This is a genomic window from Staphylococcus sp. FSL W8-0304 (assembly GCF_038006565.1).
Classification (GTDB): domain Bacteria; phylum Bacillota; class Bacilli; order Staphylococcales; family Staphylococcaceae; genus Staphylococcus; species Staphylococcus epidermidis.
Genome location: NZ_JBBOVL010000001.1, coordinates 495,318 through 515,079 on the forward strand (window position 1 = coordinate 495,318; position 19,762 = coordinate 515,079).

16 protein-coding genes and 1 riboswitch are annotated in these 19,762 nt (G+C 32.4%); of the genes, 13 read left to right on the forward strand and 3 right to left on the reverse strand.

All coding sequences use genetic code 11. The annotated features are described in order from the left end of the window. Positions 1-7 precede the first annotated feature (7 nt). A riboswitch (TPP riboswitch) is annotated at positions 8-117 on the reverse strand. 492 nt (positions 118-609) lie between these two features. From NST35_RS02115 to NST35_RS02135, 5 genes are all read left to right on the forward strand, one after another. After that, entirely contained in the window at positions 610-1,884 is a 1,275-nt protein-coding gene (locus NST35_RS02115; RefSeq protein ID WP_002458193.1) for an MFS transporter, read from the forward strand. A 153-nt stretch (positions 1,885-2,037) separates the two neighbouring features. Then, on the forward strand, positions 2,038-2,328 hold the full coding sequence (locus NST35_RS02120) for a putative quinol monooxygenase (RefSeq protein WP_002458192.1): 291 nt from the start codon (positions 2,038-2,040) through the stop codon (positions 2,326-2,328). A 161-nt stretch (positions 2,329-2,489) separates the two neighbouring features. Further along, positions 2,490-4,403, forward strand: coding sequence for an FUSC family protein (locus tag NST35_RS02125; RefSeq protein ID WP_340747243.1), 1,914 nt, complete (start codon positions 2,490-2,492; stop codon positions 4,401-4,403). Between the two features lie 77 nt (positions 4,404-4,480). Beyond that, positions 4,481-4,894 carry a DUF2188 domain-containing protein gene (locus NST35_RS02130; RefSeq protein ID WP_002458190.1) on the forward strand — a complete coding sequence of 138 codons (414 nt, stop codon included), beginning with the start codon at positions 4,481-4,483 and terminating at the stop codon, positions 4,892-4,894. A 266-nt stretch (positions 4,895-5,160) separates the two neighbouring features. Continuing rightward, positions 5,161-5,862 carry a GTP pyrophosphokinase gene (locus NST35_RS02135; RefSeq protein ID WP_002458189.1) on the forward strand — a complete coding sequence of 234 codons (702 nt, stop codon included), beginning with the start codon at positions 5,161-5,163 and terminating at the stop codon, positions 5,860-5,862. A 119-nt stretch (positions 5,863-5,981) separates the two neighbouring features. Here NST35_RS02135 and NST35_RS02140 read toward each other — a convergent pair whose 3' ends face one another. Beyond that, entirely contained in the window at positions 5,982-6,899 is a 918-nt protein-coding gene (locus NST35_RS02140) for a phosphatase PAP2 family protein (RefSeq protein ID WP_002458188.1), read from the reverse strand. A 305-nt stretch (positions 6,900-7,204) separates the two neighbouring features. On the opposite strand from NST35_RS02140, the gene NST35_RS02145 reads away from it, so the two are divergent. Both NST35_RS02145 and NST35_RS02150 read left to right on the forward strand, forming a co-directional pair. Next, positions 7,205-8,080: an alpha/beta fold hydrolase gene (locus tag NST35_RS02145; protein WP_002458187.1), complete on the forward strand. Its 876-nt coding sequence runs from the start codon at positions 7,205-7,207 to the stop codon at positions 8,078-8,080. Between the two features lie 85 nt (positions 8,081-8,165). After that, entirely contained in the window at positions 8,166-8,882 is a 717-nt protein-coding gene (locus NST35_RS02150; RefSeq protein ID WP_002499901.1) for a MerR family transcriptional regulator, read from the forward strand. A gap of 157 nt (positions 8,883-9,039) precedes the next feature. Here NST35_RS02150 and glpT read toward each other — a convergent pair whose 3' ends face one another. Continuing rightward, the gene (glpT, locus tag NST35_RS02155) at positions 9,040-10,398 is read right to left on the reverse strand and encodes a glycerol-3-phosphate transporter (protein ID WP_002458185.1); all 1,359 of its coding nucleotides are present in this window, start codon (positions 10,396-10,398) and stop codon (positions 9,040-9,042) included. A gap of 367 nt (positions 10,399-10,765) precedes the next feature. On the opposite strand from glpT, the gene NST35_RS02160 reads away from it, so the two are divergent. The 4 genes from NST35_RS02160 to galU all read left to right on the forward strand — a co-directional run bounded on the left by NST35_RS02160 (position 10,766) and on the right by galU (position 15,533). Continuing rightward, positions 10,766-11,446, forward strand: a complete 681-nt coding sequence (locus tag NST35_RS02160) for a GntR family transcriptional regulator (RefSeq protein ID WP_002458184.1) — start codon at positions 10,766-10,768, stop codon at positions 11,444-11,446. Between the two features lie 22 nt (positions 11,447-11,468). After that, complete coding sequence (gene gntK / locus NST35_RS02165; protein WP_002458183.1) at positions 11,469-13,010, forward strand: gluconokinase; 1,542 nt, start codon at positions 11,469-11,471, stop codon at positions 13,008-13,010. A 49-nt stretch (positions 13,011-13,059) separates the two neighbouring features. Then, entirely contained in the window at positions 13,060-14,418 is a 1,359-nt protein-coding gene (locus tag NST35_RS02170; RefSeq protein WP_002458182.1) for a gluconate:H+ symporter, read from the forward strand. Positions 14,419-14,666: 248 nt separating this feature from the next. After that, complete coding sequence (gene galU / locus NST35_RS02175; protein WP_001831553.1) at positions 14,667-15,533, forward strand: UTP--glucose-1-phosphate uridylyltransferase GalU; 867 nt, start codon at positions 14,667-14,669, stop codon at positions 15,531-15,533. Positions 15,534-15,746: 213 nt separating this feature from the next. On the opposite strand, the gene NST35_RS02180 is transcribed toward galU, so the two are convergent. Beyond that, positions 15,747-17,387 carry a phospho-sugar mutase gene (locus tag NST35_RS02180; protein WP_002458181.1) on the reverse strand — a complete coding sequence of 547 codons (1,641 nt, stop codon included), beginning with the start codon at positions 17,385-17,387 and terminating at the stop codon, positions 15,747-15,749. A gap of 217 nt (positions 17,388-17,604) precedes the next feature. Between NST35_RS02180 and NST35_RS02185 the strand changes: the two genes are divergently transcribed. Next, positions 17,605-19,095 carry a glycosyltransferase gene (locus NST35_RS02185; protein ID WP_002458180.1) on the forward strand — a complete coding sequence of 497 codons (1,491 nt, stop codon included), beginning with the start codon at positions 17,605-17,607 and terminating at the stop codon, positions 19,093-19,095. A gap of 274 nt (positions 19,096-19,369) precedes the next feature. After that, positions 19,370-19,762, forward strand: a complete 393-nt coding sequence (locus NST35_RS02190) for a (deoxy)nucleoside triphosphate pyrophosphohydrolase (protein WP_002458179.1) — start codon at positions 19,370-19,372, stop codon at positions 19,760-19,762.

A 19,762-nucleotide genomic window follows, 5' to 3' on the forward strand; every position in this document is an offset into this window, starting at 1 on the left:
TTAATAAAATTGAGCGTCGCCACTTCCCTACGCCAGTATGAACTGGATCAGGTTCCAGGAATTATAAAGTCAGTTCTTTACTCTCAGCCTTAAACAAAGGCACTTCCAGTGGTTAAATATGAAATTAATTTACAAGATATTAAATGCTTCGTTTACAATATTTTACTACCTTTAAGAAAAGACTTCAAATTTCTTTACAATTTCTATTAAGTAATTTGTAGATATCGTATTCATTTAAAAGTTATTATCATCATTTGCGAATTATTTTAAACTTTAATTGGCAAAGTACATATTTAGAAACCATCTTTAAAAAATCAATAACTAATGATTGCTAATATATTGTGAGAATAGGGTGTAAGGGGCGCGGTAAAAGATATAAAGGTGTAAGATGCATCTAAAATACACAAAAAATTTTAAAAAGTTCAAAAAAATTTCACAAAAAGTATTGTAACCGTTTACACTACGTGCTATATTAATAAAAAATTGTAGCGCTACAACTTAATAGTTGTTTTAAAAATTGAAGTTAAAACAGTCACCAGAGGGGATTTCTGAAACATAACGACATCATAATAAGAAACAACAGAATACAAATGGAAGTAGGAAACAAATATGAAAGAAAAACGTAGTAATGTTCGTTGGTATTTTGCAATAGGGTTCTTCTTTATTGGGGTTATTGCTTACATGGATCGATCTAACATATCTTATATTGCAGTACCGATGATGAAAGATTTGGGGTTAACTAAGACACAATTTGGTTTATTAGCATCATTTTTCTCTCTAGGATATGCATTAATGCAAGTACCTTCGGGAATGTTAGCAGAGAAGTTTGGACCACGTAAAATGATTACTGTCGCTTTAGTTTGGTGGAGTGCATTTACCATCTTAACAGGGATGATTAAACATCATGGTTTACTTTACTTTATTAGATTCTTATTTGGTGTTGGTGAAGCGCCAATGTATCCATCCAATGCGGTTTTTAACTCTTTTTGGTTCGCTAAAAATGAAAAAGGTCGTGCATCTAGTGCGTTGTTAGCAGGTTCTTATTTTGGTCCAGTTTTAGCACCTATTATTACAATAGCCATTGTCAATGCTTTTAACTGGCAAGCCGTTTTCTACATTTTCGGGGTTGTAGGAATTTTAATGGCAGTTCTTTGGGCAATTATTGCTAAGGACTTACCAGAACAACATAAAATGGTAAACGATGCCGAGAAAAGATTTATTACTCAAAATCGTGATATTGTCGCAACTGAGAAATCTTTACCACCGTGGAAACGTTTTTTAAGTCATTTCAGCTTCTACGCAATCGCATTACAATATTTTGTAGTTCAGTTTGTTATCGCGTTGTTCCTAATATGGTTACCAACATATTTAACTGAACAATATCATGTGAATTTCAAAGAAATGACTATCAGTGCATTACCTTGGTTATTTATGTTCTTCTTAATTTTATTTGCTGGAGCTATTTCAGACAAGATTTTGAATACAGGTCAATCACGTTTTGTTGCACGTGGTGTAATTGCCATTGCGGGATTTGTGGTATTCTCAATTTCAATTTTCTTAGCTGTACATACAGACAACTTATATGTAACCATTTTCTGGTTATCACTTTGTTTAGGTGGCGTAGGTATTTCTATGGGAATGAGTTGGGCTGCAGCCACTGACTTAGGTCGTAATTTCTCTGGAACTGTGTCAGGTTGGATGAACTTATGGGGAAATGTTGGCGCACTTATTAGTCCTTTACTTGCAGGAATTGTTGTAGATCATTTAGGATGGTCAATGACATTACAACTCTTAATCGTTCCGGCTATTATAGCAGCAATTTTATGGTTCTTCGTTAAACCAGATAAACCTCTTGTTGTTAGTGAAGAACACGTTAATAAATAATATTTTTTGAAACACATGCAATGACATTCATATCATTGCGTGTGTTTATTCTTTTATTATGTGGTATAGAACATGGAAGCGATAAGCGAATTGTTTTTTTAATCAGTTATAAACTGCTAAACTTATAATTAATATGTATAGGAGTTGACTAAAATGATTATTATTAACGCAAAATTAAAAATCGATGGTAATAAACGCGAAGATTATCTAAAACTTATGAAGGAATTAGTCATAAATTCTAGAAAAGAAGAAGGTAATTTATTCTATCATCATTACGAAGATGTAACTGAGAAAAATGTCTTTGTCGTAGTTGAAAACTATAAAGACGAACAAGCGGTTCAAGCACACAATCAATCAGATCACTTTAAAGTTTTTAGTGATAATATTAGTCAATATTTAATTGAAGAACCTCAAATTGATGTAAGTCAACCTATTCAATTATAATCACAATCTGTACTTACTCTAAAGTGACAATGTGGTAAAATAATAATTAAATATCATAATTCTCAACAATGTTGATGAAGGGCAGAACAATAAATGTATGAAGTATATGTTCTGTCCTTTTTTAATTGAATTTGTGGGATGTTAGAGAAAGGAAGATTGGGATGCAACAAATCATTAACTCTTTGATACACTTCGACCGTTCAAAGATTGATATAGCTAAAGGAATACGACAAGGATTTTTAATGATACTACCAGCATTGATAGGTTACTTATTAGGATTCCCTATGTTTGGTATTTTAATATCAACAGGTACGCTAGCACATGTCTACGTTTTTAGTGGATCACCGCAATCTATGTTAAAAACAGTCATCACATGTTCACTATCATTTACTATTTGCATGATTCTTGGCACCTTAACAGTATCTCAGCCTATTTTATTTGGATTACTATTACTGATTGTTGTAACAATCCCATATTATACGTTTAATGCACTAAAAATCGCTGGTCCATCATCGACATTCTTTTTAGTAACGTTTTGCTTATCTATAAACTTACCGATAGCCCCAGAAGAAGCGCTTTTACGTGGATCTGCAATTCTCATTGGTGGTATGTTGGCAACCATAACAGTAATTTTAACAATCATATTTGCTAAAGAGAAAGCAGAAGACAGAGCAATTCATGCGGATTTTAAAACATTACATAACTTGCTACATCATTTTGATGAGCCAGAGGATTTCAAAGCATATGCTCGAAATGCTGTTACAGAATTTAGAAATTCTGAAAAACTTTTAATTACTTCAACATCAGGTGGTAATGGAAAATTAAGTAAAAGGTTTCAGAAATTAATTTTATTACATACATCAGCACAAGGGATATATTCAGAATTACTAGAACTCAATGAAAATCATATTCGTCCATTACCAAATGACTTAGTTGAAATGATGGATCATATCATTAAAAGTGTTCAACAACCTAAACAATATCGACCGTGGTCAAAAGTTGTTGATGTGGCACCAGAATTTCAAAATTTAATGGATCATATTTTGAAAATAGATGAAATGATTCACGCAAACGATAATCAAATTAAATATGAAGCAGATATTCGCAAGCCTTTATATAGCAAGCGAATATATCAAAATCTAACTTTCGACTCAATTGTATTTAGAAATGCTTTGCAATATACAGTTATTATGGCAGTGGCTATATTTATTGCTCTAGCGTTTAACATTCAAAAAGCGTATTGGGTACCATTGTCAGCGCATACCATCATGTTAGGTAATGTGACAACGATTCGTACGTTAGACAGGTCACTTGCTAGAGGAATTGGAACAATAATAGAAACTATTGTTTTGTCGGGAATTTTGGCATTTCATATCGATCCTATTTTCGCTATTATCATTATGGGATTTTCAGCCATGATGACGGAAGCTTTTGTGGCATCTAACTATGCATTTGCAGTTATTTTTATTACGACACAGGTCATTATGCTCAATGGTCTAGCCTCTCAAAATTTAAATATTGAGATAGCATACACTCGAATTATTGACGTTCTAATAGGTATAGCTATTGCAGTTATTGGTATATTCATACTCGCGCGTAAAACTGCATCCTCAATGTTATCTGATGCTATTGCCGAATTGGTACGTAAAGAAGGTATTTTATTTCATTATTTATTTTCAAAAAATAAACAGGAAACGAATGAACGTGATAGGGTAGAAAGTTTAAATTTAAACGTCAAAATCAGTAATGTGACACAGATTTACAATTCAGCGAATGGTGAATTGTTTAGTAATAAAGAAGCGGTAAGATATTACTATCCAAGCATATTTGCGCTAGAGGAAATAAGTTTTATGCTAGAGCGTGCCATGAATAATAAACACCGACAAAAAATAAATGATGATTTAATGGGTGAATATTTAGTCGTATTTGAAAATATAGCTAAGCATTTCCAATTTCAAGCAGATTTAAATCTCAGAGACATGCAACCATTACCTCAATACAATTACATCCGTGCTTCCCTTATGAATATACAACGTAATTGTGCTGAACAACGTCAGGCCATCACAAAAGATTAATTAGTAAAGATGTCTCGTATTGTTTAATTAAACAAATTTAGTGGTAAGGTGTAGTAAATTATTGAGGAGGTAAGACGATGCCTTGGACGATGCAAGATTATCCTCAAAGTTGGAAAAACTTTGAAGAACTCGAACGGAAAAAAGCGATTGATATTGGTAATGCGATGCTCAAAGATGGCTATAAAGAATCTGATGTGATACCCATTGCTACAAATCAAGCTGAAAAATGGTATCAACATGCGTCAAAAGAAGAATTAGAGACGTTAAAAAACAAACATATCACGCAACATCAAGAAGATGAATCAGCTAATCCTAAACTTAACGAAGAAAATGTTCATGTATATTATGAAGATCAGCTATGGAAAGTAAAATCTACAGAGGCTAAACGAGCTTCAGATACATTTGATACAAAATCTGAAGCAGTTAACCGTGCACAACATATCGCAGAGAATAAAGGTACCAAAGTGATTGAGCATCGAAAAGATGAGTGATTCTAAACAAAATAATGGCGATGGATATATGTTGAAGTGATAGACTCATATAAACATTTGGTATTGTAATATAAAAGCTAATAAATGTATGAAATTGACTTATCGATGATTAAAAGCATGAATGAATGTTACCTGAGACAATTATTGTTGTCTCAGTTTTTTTATATATAAATGATATATGATACAACTGTAATATGACATAAAATTTCTATATTAAATTTTAATTCGCTATAATGGGTTTGAAAAGAAATCGGAGGTTGAGAAAGATGTATGTAGAGAGAAAGCCTGCACTTTATATCGAAAATTTACGAGACGAATTCAAAAATAGCTTAAAACATTTTAAAGATGATGATGAAGCATTTAATACATTAGTTGGATTTGTGGAACTGGACCACCTATATTCTTCAGCACTCAAAGAAATAAGTACAAAATTAAGTATTTTAGATGATAACTTTAACTATCAATATAAACATAATCCAATTCATCATATGGAACGACGAGTAAAAGAGATGCACAGTTTAGTTAAAAAATTGAATCGTAAAGGATTTGAAGTAAGTGCACAAAGTGCTAAAGATAACATTATGGATATTGCTGGTATACGTGTCGTATGTAACTATTTAGACGATGTTTATGTCATTGAAAAAATGTTATTAAGACAAGAAGATGTTAAATTATTAAAACGTAAAGATTATATCACACATCCTAAAGAAAACGGCTATCGAAGTTTACATATCGTCGTATCTATTCCAGTATTTTTAGCAGATTCAGTAGAAGTAACACCAGTAGAAATACAAATTCGTACAATCGGCATGGATATGTGGGCAAGTTTAGAACACAAAATTCGTTATAAAAATGATACAGATACTGAAAAATATAAAGGACTATTAGAGCAATGTGCATCAGAAATTACAAATGTAGAAAGTAAAATGCAACAAATACATTCAGAAATTTCAAATCGAGAGAAGTAGCGTGAGTTTTTGTTTTAAATCATATAGGAGAAATTAAAAAACGGTAATTTTCTAGTTAATACAAAGAAAATTACCGTTTACTATATTACTTCATTTAAATTGTGATTAATATTTTAATTCTAGTCTTTACTTAGCTTGTTTTTATGTCTAGATATGACTTGATTAATGATAAAATCTGCAATAACCATGAGTGAAAACATAATGAGCAAGCTCATTGTTACATCACTAGTGAAATGTGCACCAATACGAATTCTGCTCAATGCCATTAAAATGCTATAACATAATCCGATACTAAATACTATTTTTTGAGTGCGTAATTTTTTAAAGTAAAATGCGATAAACATTAGAAATGCACCATTTCCAGTATGTCCTGAAGGGAAGGAACTATGTCCAGTGTTTCCATTTATTGTTAGCCAGTGAGTGAAATGTCCGGCTTTGTCAGTGATTTCATATGGTCTAAAACGTCCCCACAAATGTTTCAAGCTATCAACGAGTTCTAATCCAATAAATAAAATCATAAAGCTAATAAGTGAAACTTTGAATAAATGATCAAGTTCTTGGTTATTTGTATGTTTTAACCAAAATTGATAACAAATAAAAGTGATAATTATAATGATAATCAAAGAAATAAAGAAACTCATTCCTAAAGATAAAGCATTTCCAGCGTTTCCTTCATTATTTGCCATACCCATTGGCTTATGATTTTTGATGTTTTCTGATGTAGATAACATATATTGAGCAGTTTCTGACACGAATTCATTGGTTTTAATTAGGGTGAATATGAAAGATATAAGCAAGGTTAACATTCTAGCTAATTTATTTTGAAATGTAGTGAAAATATAATAATTTAAAATTACAGTTGAAATAATTAATATGAGCGTAGGTGGAAATAAACCGTAGTTTTGAAATAAAGTACCGAAAATTGAATTCTGATTCATGAAATAATGTGAGATAGGTTGATCAATAAGTAGAGAAATTAAAAGAATGCTTATTAAGATACCTATAGTAATAAGTGATAATTTTTTTGAAATAACCATGAAATGCCTCCCTAGATGATGAAAATGTAAATGATGTTGTGCAAAACGTATAAATTATTTATCAGCAACGGTCGTTTCCTAGTATTAAGAATAGTAAGAAAATGTTAATTAAGTATGAGAATAATATTAATTTTTTATTAAGCGTATTGGTGTGATTCAAATTGTTTAAACTTATTTAAATAGAAAGAACAGTTTTAAATATGTAGTAACATAAAGAGGATGGACATATGATTAGTATAATTATAAAAAATTAAATTATATGATATTATTATATTAATTAATGTATTAAGAATAAGAGGATGTATATGATTAAGCAAAATTTTACAACTAAAGTTTATCCACTTAAACAATTTGAGGGAGAATATAGTGAAGTTGCCTACGCAGGAGATAGCCAAGCTGATGATGTGATTGTATTTATTCATGGTGCACTCTTAACATATAAAATTATGACGATGTTCGAGCCTTACTTCAGAGATTACAAATTAATATTTATTAATTGTCCAAGTCGTGGTAAAAGTTCAGATTTAGATCGTGACACTCATACATTAGATGATTACGCTGAACGTATATATGATGTATTAACGCAAATTGTTAAGGAGCAACAGATAAAAGAACTGAGTATTGTTGGTTATTCAATGGGAGGAATGATTGCGACACGATTACTTAAGTATAATACATTACCAGTATCTCATCTTATTTATTTACATAGCGCAGCGAAAATTACTCCAGATGCGAGTATGTTAGCACGATTATTCACTAGTGAGAGTAAGCGAGCAGTGTTAAAAGATGAAATTAAGGCAGTAAAAAATCTTCCTCAATATATACTTGATAAAACGATTTATGCACAAAAGGAAAACGCACTTGATTTGGTACAATTTATTGCACCTATTAAAACTATAATTACGGATATGATTTACACGATTAATACAGATTATTTACCAGATATCGATGAGATTAAACAATTTCCGAAAATCTTATTTATGTCTGGAAAAGAAGATCAAATTATTCCTTATACGGATTCTCAAGCTACGTTAGAAAAATTTAAGGCGTTAGGTGGAGAAACTAAAGAAGTTATTTATCCAGGAATCGGTCATATAGATTTCCCGAGTGTTTTAGAAACCCAATCGGATGGACAAACTGGCGTGGTAGATGAAATTAAAGCGTGGATTTCCAAAAAATAAGACGTCCGGACGTCTAGAAATGAATAAAGTTATTGATAATGACGTAACGTTATCGAGTATGCTTTGACTAGGAGGTGAGATGTCTATGTCGATTTATACTTCAGGAGATATAGCTCATAAATGCCATGTGTCAACACGCACTATTCAGTACTACGATAAACAAGGAATCTTATCGCCAAATTATACTTCTGAAACTAACAGACGCTTTTACACTGATAAGGAAGTGGAGAAACTTGAACTGATTTTATTTCTTAAGGAAATAGGTTGCACAATTAAAGAAATTAAAGTGTTATTACAAGAAGACTCATCAATGAAGACGCTTTACACTCTTCTTCAAATCAAAAAGCATGAGATACAACAGTCGATAACAGTTAAAGAAAACAAGGTACGTAAAATAGAGCAAATTCAGCGTTATGTTCATCAAAATTCAATATCTCCAATTCATTATTTACAAGATATAGCTACTTATATGAAAAAATCTCATAGACTCAAAAGTGTTAGAAAGAAATTGTGGTTAAGTATAGCTCTGATTGGTTTATTACAATATGGTGGTTTAATCACTTCAATTGTAACTCAAAGGAAAAAGCCATTCTTGTCGATGATGCCTGTTGTAGCTATGTATTCACTTTGGTTAACAAAAAAGTATAAAAAGAATGTTTCATATGTCTGTCCTAATTGCCACCATGTGTTTAATCCTAGTGTCATTAAATTTGTAACAGCATCACATACACCTAAAACTAGAAAGCTTCAATGTCCTGATTGTCACGAAATACATTATTGTGTAGAAATTGCTAAGCAATGAATGCAATTTGGATATATTAATAAAAATTCATTTATGCTACATGACGCAAAGCATAAAAATAGCCTGAGACGAATAGTCTTAGGCTATTTTTATATATAGCACACGACTGAATAGGACATATGCGCATCGTAATCAATGATTGAGCACACTTAGGATATTAGTCGATTTGTTCTTGACCACGTTTATTCCAAGTTAAAATGAAACATAACATAGCGAGTATGCTGATGACTGTTAATAACACAAAGCCAATATGCCATCCAAAATGTTGAACTACAAACCCTAATACAATATTAGCCATAACTGCACCGAACAAGTATCCAAATAGACCAGTTAGACCAGCCGCAGTGCCAGCAGCTTTTTTAGGAACATAATCTAACGCTTGTAAACCAATTAACATGACTGGACCATAAATTAAGAAACCAATACTAATTAATGAAAGATTATCTAACCATGCGTGACCTGGTGGATTTAACCAATATATAAGGATAAAGATTGTTACGCCTAACATAAAGAAGAAGCCTGCTGGACCACGACGACCTTTAAATAGTTTGTCAGATAGATAACCACAAAGTAGTGTGCCCGGAATTCCTGCCCATTCGTATAAAAAGTAAGCCCAACCTGAAGCACTTAAATCAAAATGCTTTTCCTCACTTAAGTATGTCGGTGCCCAGTCCAAAACACCATAACGCACAAAATAAACGAAAATGTTTGTAAAAGCAATCGCCCATACCCATTTGTTATTAAGTACATATTTAAACAATATTTCTTTCGTAGTTAATTCTGTTTCAATTGTTTGTTTAGTTGAAGTGGCATAATCATTTTTATACTGCTCAATTGGTGGTAACCCCTGAGATTGTGGTGTATCTCTAATAAGTATGTAAGAGAAGATGGCAATAATGATAGCCAATAGTGCAGGATATATAAAGACGCCTTCAAACCCTTTTAAATAACCGAAGTTGTATAATGCAGTCATGGAAATACCCCACGTAGCAATAGGTGCCATTAAACCTCCGCCTACATTATGTGCTACATTCCATATTGACGTTTTGCTTCCGCGTTCGCTGACACTAAACCAATGAACTAACACACGTCCAGATGGTGGCCAACCCATTCCTTGGAACCAACCAACTAAAAACAGCATGATAAACATTATAGTTATGCTTGAAGTAAAGAATGGAATAAATCCTAATAATAAGTTAATAATTGCTGTCAATACTAAACCTAAAGTTAAGAACATTCGAGCATTACTTCGATCGCTGACAGTTCCCATTACAAATTTACTAAAGCCATATGCGATAGATACTGCAGATAACGCAATACCTAATTCCCCTTTACTAAAGCCTTGCTCAATTAATGAAGGCATTGCTAAAGAGAAGTTCTTTCTTAATAAATAGTAACCAGCATAACCGATAAATATTCCTAAAAAGACTTGAAAGCGTAGTCTTTTATACGTATCATCTACTTTTTCTGATGGCAATGATTTGATATGTCTAGCTGGTTTTAAGAAATTAAACATGTTATAACCTCCTAATCGTATGATGATGTATAAAACTGAAAAATAATTACGAGTAAATTTTAAGTATCCAAGTAAGCGTTGTCAATATAATTATATTTTTTTATGAAATATAAAATATATAATTGAATAATAAGAAACAAGCAATAAGTAAGTATGTTTTAAGTGTATTTTACATTGTTTTATAAATTGTATTGAGAGGAAGGAAAGTGAACGAATCAAAGATGGATGTAAATAATTCTAAGAAATATTTTGTTGAATTGTGTTTAAAATGTCAAAACACCTAAAAGAAAGCGCTTGCAAAACAAAAATTTGTATATTAACATACTTGTATACAAGTAGAGGGACATTGAATTGAGGTGGATAGAACGTGACGTATGGTTATCCGAAAAAGTGGAAGGAAAACATGACTTCAGGACAAGTAATAGCTGCTGAGTTACGTTTAGGAATAGTGAATAGCGAAATTGAATCCCATATACAACTAAGTGAAAATCAAGTTGCACAACAATTTAATGTGAGTCGTTCACCGGTCAGAGATGCATTTAAGTTACTTCAAACAGATCAATTGATTCAATTAGAGCGTATGGGTGCACAGGTGCTTCCTTTTGGAGATCAAGAGAAAAAGGAGATGTATGATTTGCGTTTGATGCTCGAATCATTTGCTTTTTCAAAATTAAGTGGTACAGATACACAACATATTGTTAAGGAAATGAAAAAGCAATTAGAAATGATGAAGGTTGCAGTCCAATTTGAGGATGCTGAAGCATTTACACAACATGATTTTGAGTTTCACGAGGTGATGATTCAAGCAACAAACCATCAGTATCTTAAAGTGTTTTGGAATCATCTTAAACCTGTTATGGAATCACTCATACTCATTTCAATGAGACAAAGAATGGCAAATAACCCTAAAGATTTCGAGAGAATTCATAGTAATCATCAAGTTTTTATAGATGCTGTTGAGAACGATGATGCCTCCATATTGAAAAAAGCATTCCATTTAAATTTTGATGATGTAGGAGAAAATATTGAAGCTTTCTGGTTACGTTAATTTATAGAAAAGAGGGATGAATATGAAATATATGATTGGTGTAGATATGGGGACAACGAGTACGAAGGCTGTGCTATATGATGAAAAAGGCAAGTTTATAATGAAACATAATATTGGCTATGACTTACATACACCAAACGTAGATGTGTCGGAAGAAAATCCGGATGAAATATTTGATGCTGTGCTTATGACGGTTAAATATATTGTAAGAGAATCTGGCATCGCAAAAGAAGATATTAAATTTATTTCCTTGAGTGCGCAAATGCATAGTTTGATTGCTATGAACGCGGATAATCAACGTTTAACTGAAAATATCACTTGGGCTGACAATCGAGCGAATGATTATGCTGATTTAATAGAAAAATCATATGGCGGTTTTGAATTGTATCAACGAACTGGTACACCGATTCATCCTATGTCACCATTATCTAAAATCTTTTGGATGAGACGTGAAGAACCGGAAATATTTAAACAAACAGCTATGTTTGCAGATTTAAAAACATACGTACTGTTTCAATTATATGAGCGATTCGTCATTGATTATTCTTTAGGATCAGCTACAGGTATGATGAACTTAGAACAATTAGATTGGGATCATAAAGCTTTAGAATTGTTAGGTATTGAAAAAAATCAATTACCACAACTTGTTCCAACCACACATATTTTAACTGGAATGAAAAAACGCTACGCAACGTTGATGGGTATTGATGAGCAAACGCCTGTGATTGTCGGAGCGAGCGATGGCGTATTATCTAACTTAGGTGTAAATAGCTATCAAAAAGGTGAAGTTGCTGTAACTATTGGCACATCGGGCGCAATTCGTACGGTAATTAATCAGCCAAAAACAGACGAGAAGGGGCGTATTTTCTGTTATATTCTCGATAAAGATCAATATGTGATTGGCGGTCCTGTCAATAATGGTGGTGTCGTTTTGAGATGGTTACGAGATGAAATTTTAGCGAGTGAAGTTGAAACGGCTAAAAGGTTGGGGGTCGATCCTTATGATGTGTTAACTCAGATTGCCAGCAGAGTAAAACCAGGTGCAGAGGGATTAATTTTTCATCCCTATTTAGCTGGAGAGCGCGCACCATTGTGGAACGCTGACGCTAGAGGTTCATTCTTCGGATTGACATTATCTCACAAGAAAGAGCATATGATTCGTGCAGCTTTGGAAGGTGTACTGTATAACTTATATACAGTTTATCTGGCATTAATTGAAGTGATGAATGAAACACCGACAACAATTAAAGCGACGGGTGGGTTTGCTAAAAGTGAAATTTGGCGACAAATGATGGCAGATATTTTTGATACTGACTTAATCGTACCTGAAAGCTACGAAAGTTCATGTCTCGGTGCATGTGTACTTGGAATGAAAGCTTTGGGAGAAATAGATGATTTTTCAGTCATTAAAGATATGGTTGGTACTACACATGCCCATGCACCTAACCAAGAAACAGTTGCCATCTACCAACAACTTGTCACCATTTTTATTAACATTAGTCGTTCTATGACTGAGAATTATAGTGATATTGCGAATTTCCAACGAGAACATTTAAGTGATTAATTGCTTATATATTATATGAATAATAAACAAGAGAAAGAAGGGGAATGCGATGTTTGGAGAGATTTGGCCACTCATCAGTGTTGTATTAGGAATTATTATCTTATTAACATTAATTATTGGATTGAAACTTAATACATTTATTTCATTAATCATTACCTCAATGATAACGGCGTTATTATTAGGTATGCCACTTAACAAAATTATGGAAACCATTGAAAATGGTATGGGTAGTACGCTAGGTCACATTGCTTTAATCTTTGGCTTAGGTGCGATATTAGGTAAATTATTAGCCGATGGTGGTGGCGCAACACGTATTGCTGATACACTTATTGCAAAGTTTGGTCAAAAACATGTTCAATGGGCTATGTTGATAGCAGCATTTATCGTTGGTATTGCGTTATTTTTTGAAGTAGGTCTTGTACTATTAATCCCACTCGTATTTACAGTAGCTAAACGCGCAAATGTATCAATATTAAAGTTGGGACTACCAATGGTCACAGCGTTATCCGTTACACACGGATTCTTACCACCGCATCCTGGACCCGTTGTCATCGCTAAAGAGCTTAAAGCGAATATTGGTGAAGTTTTGTTATATGGTATGATTATTACTATTCCTGTAACACTTATTTCAGGTCCACTCTTTAATCGATTTGCGCAAAAGATGGTTCCAACAGCGTATACGAGAGAAGGGGATATTTCTTCTTTAGGTACTCAAAAGGAATTTAAAGAAGAAGAGATGCCAGGTTTCGGAATAAGTTTATTAACTGCTATGTTTCCTGTTATTCTTATGTTGATTTCTACAATTGTGCAACTGATTACAGGACACGAAGAAGCAACAAATGTATTTGAACAAATTGTTTACTTTATAGGAACTGCTGGTACTGCAATGCTTATCGCAGTGATATTTGCAATCTTTACGATGGGAACGAAGCAACAACGAAAAATGGAAGACATTATGAAATCAGTTACGCATGCTATTTATCCAATCGGCATGATGTTACTCATCATCGGTGGTGGTGGTACATTTAAACAAGTACTCATTGATGGTGGTGTAGGTGATACAATCGCTAAGATGTTTGAAGGAACAAGCATGTCACCCATTTTATTAGCATGGATTGTAGCTGCAGTCTTAAGGATTTCATTAGGATCAGCTACAGTTGCTGCCGTATCAACAACAGGCATCGTGTTACCACTTTTAGAACATTCAGATGTTAATGTTGCTTTGGTCGTTCTTGCAATAGGTGCAGGTAGCGTAATTCTCTCTCACGTCAATGATGCAGGGTTCTGGATGTTTAAAGAATATTTCGGGCTGACAGTTAAAGAAACATTTTTAACATGGTCTTTATTAGAGACAATTATTTCAGTATCAGGCATTTTATTTATTTTGTTTATTAGTTTATTTGTATAGAGAAAAATTTCCTGCCACTCTCATTTTAAAAATATAGCGAGTGTTTTTCAGTGGATGTCTGTCACCGATATATTTAAAATAAAGTTAATTTCTTTTCGAGTATTTTTAATTTCTAACTCAATTCTTGATTAAGTTAATGTTAATATTGAAAAAGATTGTGGTGAAAAAACACTACTATGAAAGCATTTTAAATAGTGATACACTTTATTAAGAGTTTAATTACGTAAATAGGTAAAGGAGTTTATAGATTGAAAAAGATAAAAAAAGCAATAATTCCTGCCGCTGGTTTAGGTACTCGTTTTTTACCAGCAACTAAGGCGATGCCAAAAGAAATGTTACCAATATTAGATAAACCAACAATCCAATATATTGTAGAAGAAGCCTCTAAAGCAGGGATTGAAGATATTATTATAGTGACTGGCAAGCATAAACGTGCAATTGAAGATCACTTTGATAATCAAAAAGAATTAGAAATGGTTCTTGAAAATAAAGGAAAAGCAGACCTGCTTGAAAAAGTACAATATTCAACAGATTTAGCTAATATTTTTTACGTACGACAAAAAGAACAAAAGGGGCTAGGACATGCAATTCATACTGCAAAACAGTTTATCGGTAACGAACCATTTGCAGTGTTATTAGGAGATGACATTGTAGAGTCTGATACACCAGCTATTAAACAATTAATGGACGTTTATGAAGAAACAGGCCATTCAGTAATAGGTGTTCAAGAAGTGCCAGAATCTGATACACATCGTTATGGTGTCATTGATCCTTCTGCTAAAGAGGGAAGTCGATATGAAGTACGTCAATTTGTAGAAAAGCCGAAACAAGGTACTGCCCCGTCTAATCTAGCAATCATGGGTCGTTATGTATTAACACCAGAAATTTTTGATTATCTTGAAACACAACAAGAAGGTGCTGGAAATGAAATTCAATTAACTGATGCGATTGAACGAATGAATAGCAAACAACAAGTGTATGCATATGATTTTGAGGGTAATCGTTATGATGTTGGAGAAAAATTAGGATTTGTTAAAACAACGATTGAATATGCTTTAAAAGATCCAGAAATGAGTCAAGACTTAAAAGCATTCATTAAGCAATTAGATATTTAAATTCAATCAAAAATGCCTGAGACAAAATAGTTGTCCCAGGCATTTTACGTATTTATAGTGGATGATTGGATTGAGTATTCACTGTCATCAAATTTTGATTATTAGAAAGAATAGTACCCAATATCGAGAGTTCAACCTAGAGATTCTACTAACCATGTTAACTCCATTTCGATATTAAGATTGCAAAGAGAATACATTTCCACCTTTTTCTACTTAAGAGTTAAATATAGCATCGTTCATTTTTTGTGCAACTACGTCAAAATGGTCACAAGAAAGTGATACATAAAGTTTAATTTTAGGTTCTGTACCAGAAGGACGCAAAGCAATAAATCCTTCATTAAAGTATATCTTTATTACATTCGCTTTAGGTAAAGTTATATCGCTAACTTCATCATTTTGTAAGTCAGTCTTTTTACCTGTTTCAAAATCTTCGATTGCAATGACTTTAAGACCACACATTTCCGAAGGTGTTTCACTTCTGAATTGAGTCATAATATTTTCAATTTTTGCCTTGCCTTGAGTACCTTCAAATGTATGTGAGAAGAGCTTGTCATTAAAGTTACCGATATTTCGAGTAATGTCTTCTAATTCATCTTTAAGCATGCGTCCTTCATTTTTTAATTCAGCTGCATACTTAATCATTAATGGCACGATTTGAATCGCATCTTTATCTCTTACGAAAGGACGAGCTAAAAAGCCATAGCTTTCCTCGTAGCCAAAAATAAAGTTTTGTTCAGGAGACAGATGTCTTATTTCAGCTGCGATATATTTAAAACCTGTCAAAACTTCTTTGAAATTAACATTATGATATTGAGCAAGAGATTTAGCTAATCCACCACTTACAATTGATTGGAACATGATTCTATTAGGCAATCCTTCTGTTTGTTTGATGCGATAATTTAACAAAAGTGCACCAATCTGATTTCCGTTGTAATAGTAGATGTTACCTTCAGCATCACGTTCAACTATTCCTAAGCGGTCTGCATCGGGATCTGTGCCAATAAGTAAATCAGCATCAATGTGATTAGCAAGTTCTATCGATTGATTAAACGCTTTATGATCCTCTGGATTTGCACTGGCTACAGAGCTGAAATCTGAATCAGGTTCACATTGTGATGCAACTAACTCAAATTGATTAAAGTTAAGAGAAGATAAAATGTCAGGTACAATTGGCACACTCGTACCATGCAAGCTTGTAAAGACAACTTTTAAATCGGACTGTGGAATCGTTCCAACTAAGTCTTGTACGTTTTTGAAATAATCTTCTTTGACTTCACTCGGGACTGAATGAATTAATGATTGTTGTTCAGTAGTTAAACTAGGTACATTAATATGAAGTGGATGACCTAACTTATCGATATATGTGCTTAATTGTGCGGAAGCGTCTGTTGATAATTGAGCACCATCTTCTCCATACACTTTGATTCCGTTGTAATCTTTAGGATTATGGCTAGCTGTAATCATAACACCCGCATCAGCCTGTAAGTATCTGACTGCAAATGATAAATCAGGTGTTGTTCTGTATGTATCAGCAAGATAAACTTTAATATCATGACTTGCTAGAATATTAGCGATAATTTGAGCAAATTCAGGTGATAAGTGCCTTGTGTCATAATGTATGACGACGACAGGATGCGCGATACTTGATGTTAAATAATGGGCAAAGCCTAATGCTACTTTAGATACTGTGAACTTATTTAATCGGCCCTCACCTAAACCGAATTTTCCTCTAATACCAGCCGTACCAAAAGACAGTGTAGTATTAAGTCCTTCTTGTTGCTCTTCGGAAGTTTGATTATTATAAAAATCTTTGACTAAACTTTCGTCTAATACATCTATCCAATTATTTTTCATATTTACAAATTCCTCTTTATTAAAATTAAAATATACATTATACTATATTTTTAGTTTACGTTTATTTTCGAAAACATAAAAAGTTCTTAGCTTATTTTAAAACAACATATAAAATACTTCTTAAATCACATTATAAAATTTCTAGCTTCAAAATGCATCAATATTTTTATAATTAACTATAAAATAGCATACATCTTAAAAGGTGAGGATTAAAACAATGATATATACGGTAACAAGCACATTACCCCTAGTGCACGGAGGAAGAACTAAATCATTATTAACAAGAATTCGATTTCTTGATAAAGAAATGGGCATTCACAATAAAATATTAACAACGAATTATAACGCTAATTATAATGAAGTTTATCAAAAGTTCGAAGAGAATCAACTCATAACGAAAAATACGCAAATCGAAAATATATATGATTGGTTATCTGATTTCAAATTACTTTCAATACCTAAAACAAGATTTAAGAAAAAAACGCTTTACTCTGAAAAAGATAGAGACATAGAAGGTTTAACTTCTAAAGTATTCAATGATGGCAATGTGATGAGATATTATGATCAAGAAACTTATGTTTTATATCGAAAATTTTATGAAGATACAAATATCATAGAATTTGAAGATGTGATGTCACCAATTTCTAAGAAAAAAATTGAACGTAGAGAATATAATCACTTCGGTCAATTGCATAGAAAGATTTACTTCTCAAGTCGCACATATCACAAAATTTTGGAAGAATATTTTGACACAGAGGGAAGTATTTACTGTAAAAAATTTTTCAATTCTCAAAAGGCAAATGAATTAGATTTCATTCAAATTTTTAAAAATCAACGTATCATGAAGGCTTTTAAAAACGAAAAAGATCTCTTTAAATATTATTTTGAACATCGCTTTAAGCAAAATGATATTGTTTTTAATGATGCTAGACTTCTAGATAAACCACTTTTAAATAACTGTATGAACACAAAAAATGTGCTTGTATTTCATAATAGCCACATCGATGGAGATTATATTAAATCTTCATACAAAATTGCATTGGAAAATTCTGATAAAGTAGCTCAATACCTCTTGCTCACACATATGCAAAAAGACGATATTCAACATGCATATGGTATCAGCGATGAAAAAATATCGATTGTACCTCACTTTATTAAAAGCTATGGACAACAAGATACTCATGACAAAGAGGATAGATTTGTATTTATTGGTAGACTAGGCAAACAAAAACAAGTGGACCATTTAATCAAATCTTATAATCAATTCTTAAAATATGGACATCAAACGAAATTAGCGATTTATGGTGCAGATGAACAAAATCAAAAACAAGTCATACTAGATTTAGTTAAAGAATATCAAATTGAAGATAAAGTTGATTTAAATGATTTTACCAAGCATCCACTTGAAGAATTCAAAAAATCTAAAGCCTCACTATTAACCAGTGAATACGAAGGTTTTGGTTTAACCGTTATGGAAAGTATTGAAGTAGGTTGCCCAGTCATTGCTTATGACGTAAGATACGGTCCTGGTGAAATCATAGAGCACGGTGAAAATGGTTATCTTGTTGAGCCAGATAACATTGAAGCATTCGCAGCCTATATGGATAAAATAATTAAAAATCCACTAACAAAAGTTGAAACAAAAAATACACTCAAGTATGAACAAGCAAAGAATAACTATCAGAAGTTGTTTGAGAGATTAAAGTAATTATATATAAATTGAAAATTTTAGGTATTTAGATGGTTGAGATGATCTGAATACCTTTTTTTATGCATAAATAAAATACGTTTAATAACAATGAATTATCTATATAAATCATATTGTTAACTCATCTAATATATTAAGTATGTAAACCACGACTTGTTTAAAAAATAAATTTTATATACATAAACAGAGCATTTTTCGCAGTTGTTTGGATGTATAAACACATATACATTTGTTAAAATTAAAATAAATTTATTAAGGTGTGAAGGTGATGAAATTGAAAAAGGAAATTAATGTAGTAGGTGCTGTTATATATTCTGATAACAAAATATTATGTGCGCAAAGAAGCGAAAATATGAGTTTACCCTTAAAATGGGAGTTTCCAGGTGGGAAAATAGAAAATGGGGAAACCGAAAAAGATGCATTAATAAGAGAAATTAAAGAAGAAATGAAATGTGATTTAATTGTTGGTGATAAGGTAACAACCACAACTTATGAGTATGACTTTGGAATAGTTAACTTAACAACTTACAAGTGTAAACTTAACAATAAAAAACCAACTTTAACTGAGCATAAGGAAATAAAATGGGTAGGAAAAAATGAATTAGATAAATTAGAATGGGCTCCAGCAGACGTACCTGCTGTAAGACGTATAATAGAGGAGAATTAG

Bases quoted from the DNA above. Each gene is read 5' to 3' on its own strand.
- NST35_RS02115 (WP_002458193.1), top strand. From the start codon at position 610: ATGAAAGAAAAACGTAGTAATGTTCGTTGGTATTTTGCAATAGGGTTC.
- NST35_RS02120 (WP_002458192.1), top strand. From the start codon at position 2,038: ATGATTATTATTAACGCAAAATTAAAAATCGATGGTAATAAACGCGAA.
- NST35_RS02125 (WP_340747243.1), top strand. From the start codon at position 2,490: ATGCAACAAATCATTAACTCTTTGATACACTTCGACCGTTCAAAGATT.
- NST35_RS02130 (WP_002458190.1), top strand. From the start codon at position 4,481: ATGCCTTGGACGATGCAAGATTATCCTCAAAGTTGGAAAAACTTTGAA.
- NST35_RS02135 (WP_002458189.1), top strand. From the start codon at position 5,161: ATGTATGTAGAGAGAAAGCCTGCACTTTATATCGAAAATTTACGAGAC.
- NST35_RS02140 (WP_002458188.1), bottom strand. From the start codon at position 6,899: ATGGTTATTTCAAAAAAATTATCACTTATTACTATAGGTATCTTAATA.
- NST35_RS02145 (WP_002458187.1), top strand. From the start codon at position 7,205: ATGATTAAGCAAAATTTTACAACTAAAGTTTATCCACTTAAACAATTT.
- NST35_RS02150 (WP_002499901.1), top strand. From the start codon at position 8,166: ATGTCGATTTATACTTCAGGAGATATAGCTCATAAATGCCATGTGTCA.
- glpT (WP_002458185.1), bottom strand. From the start codon at position 10,398: ATGTTTAATTTCTTAAAACCAGCTAGACATATCAAATCATTGCCATCA.
- gntK (WP_002458183.1), top strand. From the start codon at position 11,469: ATGAAATATATGATTGGTGTAGATATGGGGACAACGAGTACGAAGGCT.
- NST35_RS02170 (WP_002458182.1), top strand. From the start codon at position 13,060: ATGTTTGGAGAGATTTGGCCACTCATCAGTGTTGTATTAGGAATTATT.
- NST35_RS02180 (WP_002458181.1), bottom strand. From the start codon at position 17,387: ATGAAAAATAATTGGATAGATGTATTAGACGAAAGTTTAGTCAAAGAT.
- NST35_RS02185 (WP_002458180.1), top strand. From the start codon at position 17,605: ATGATATATACGGTAACAAGCACATTACCCCTAGTGCACGGAGGAAGA.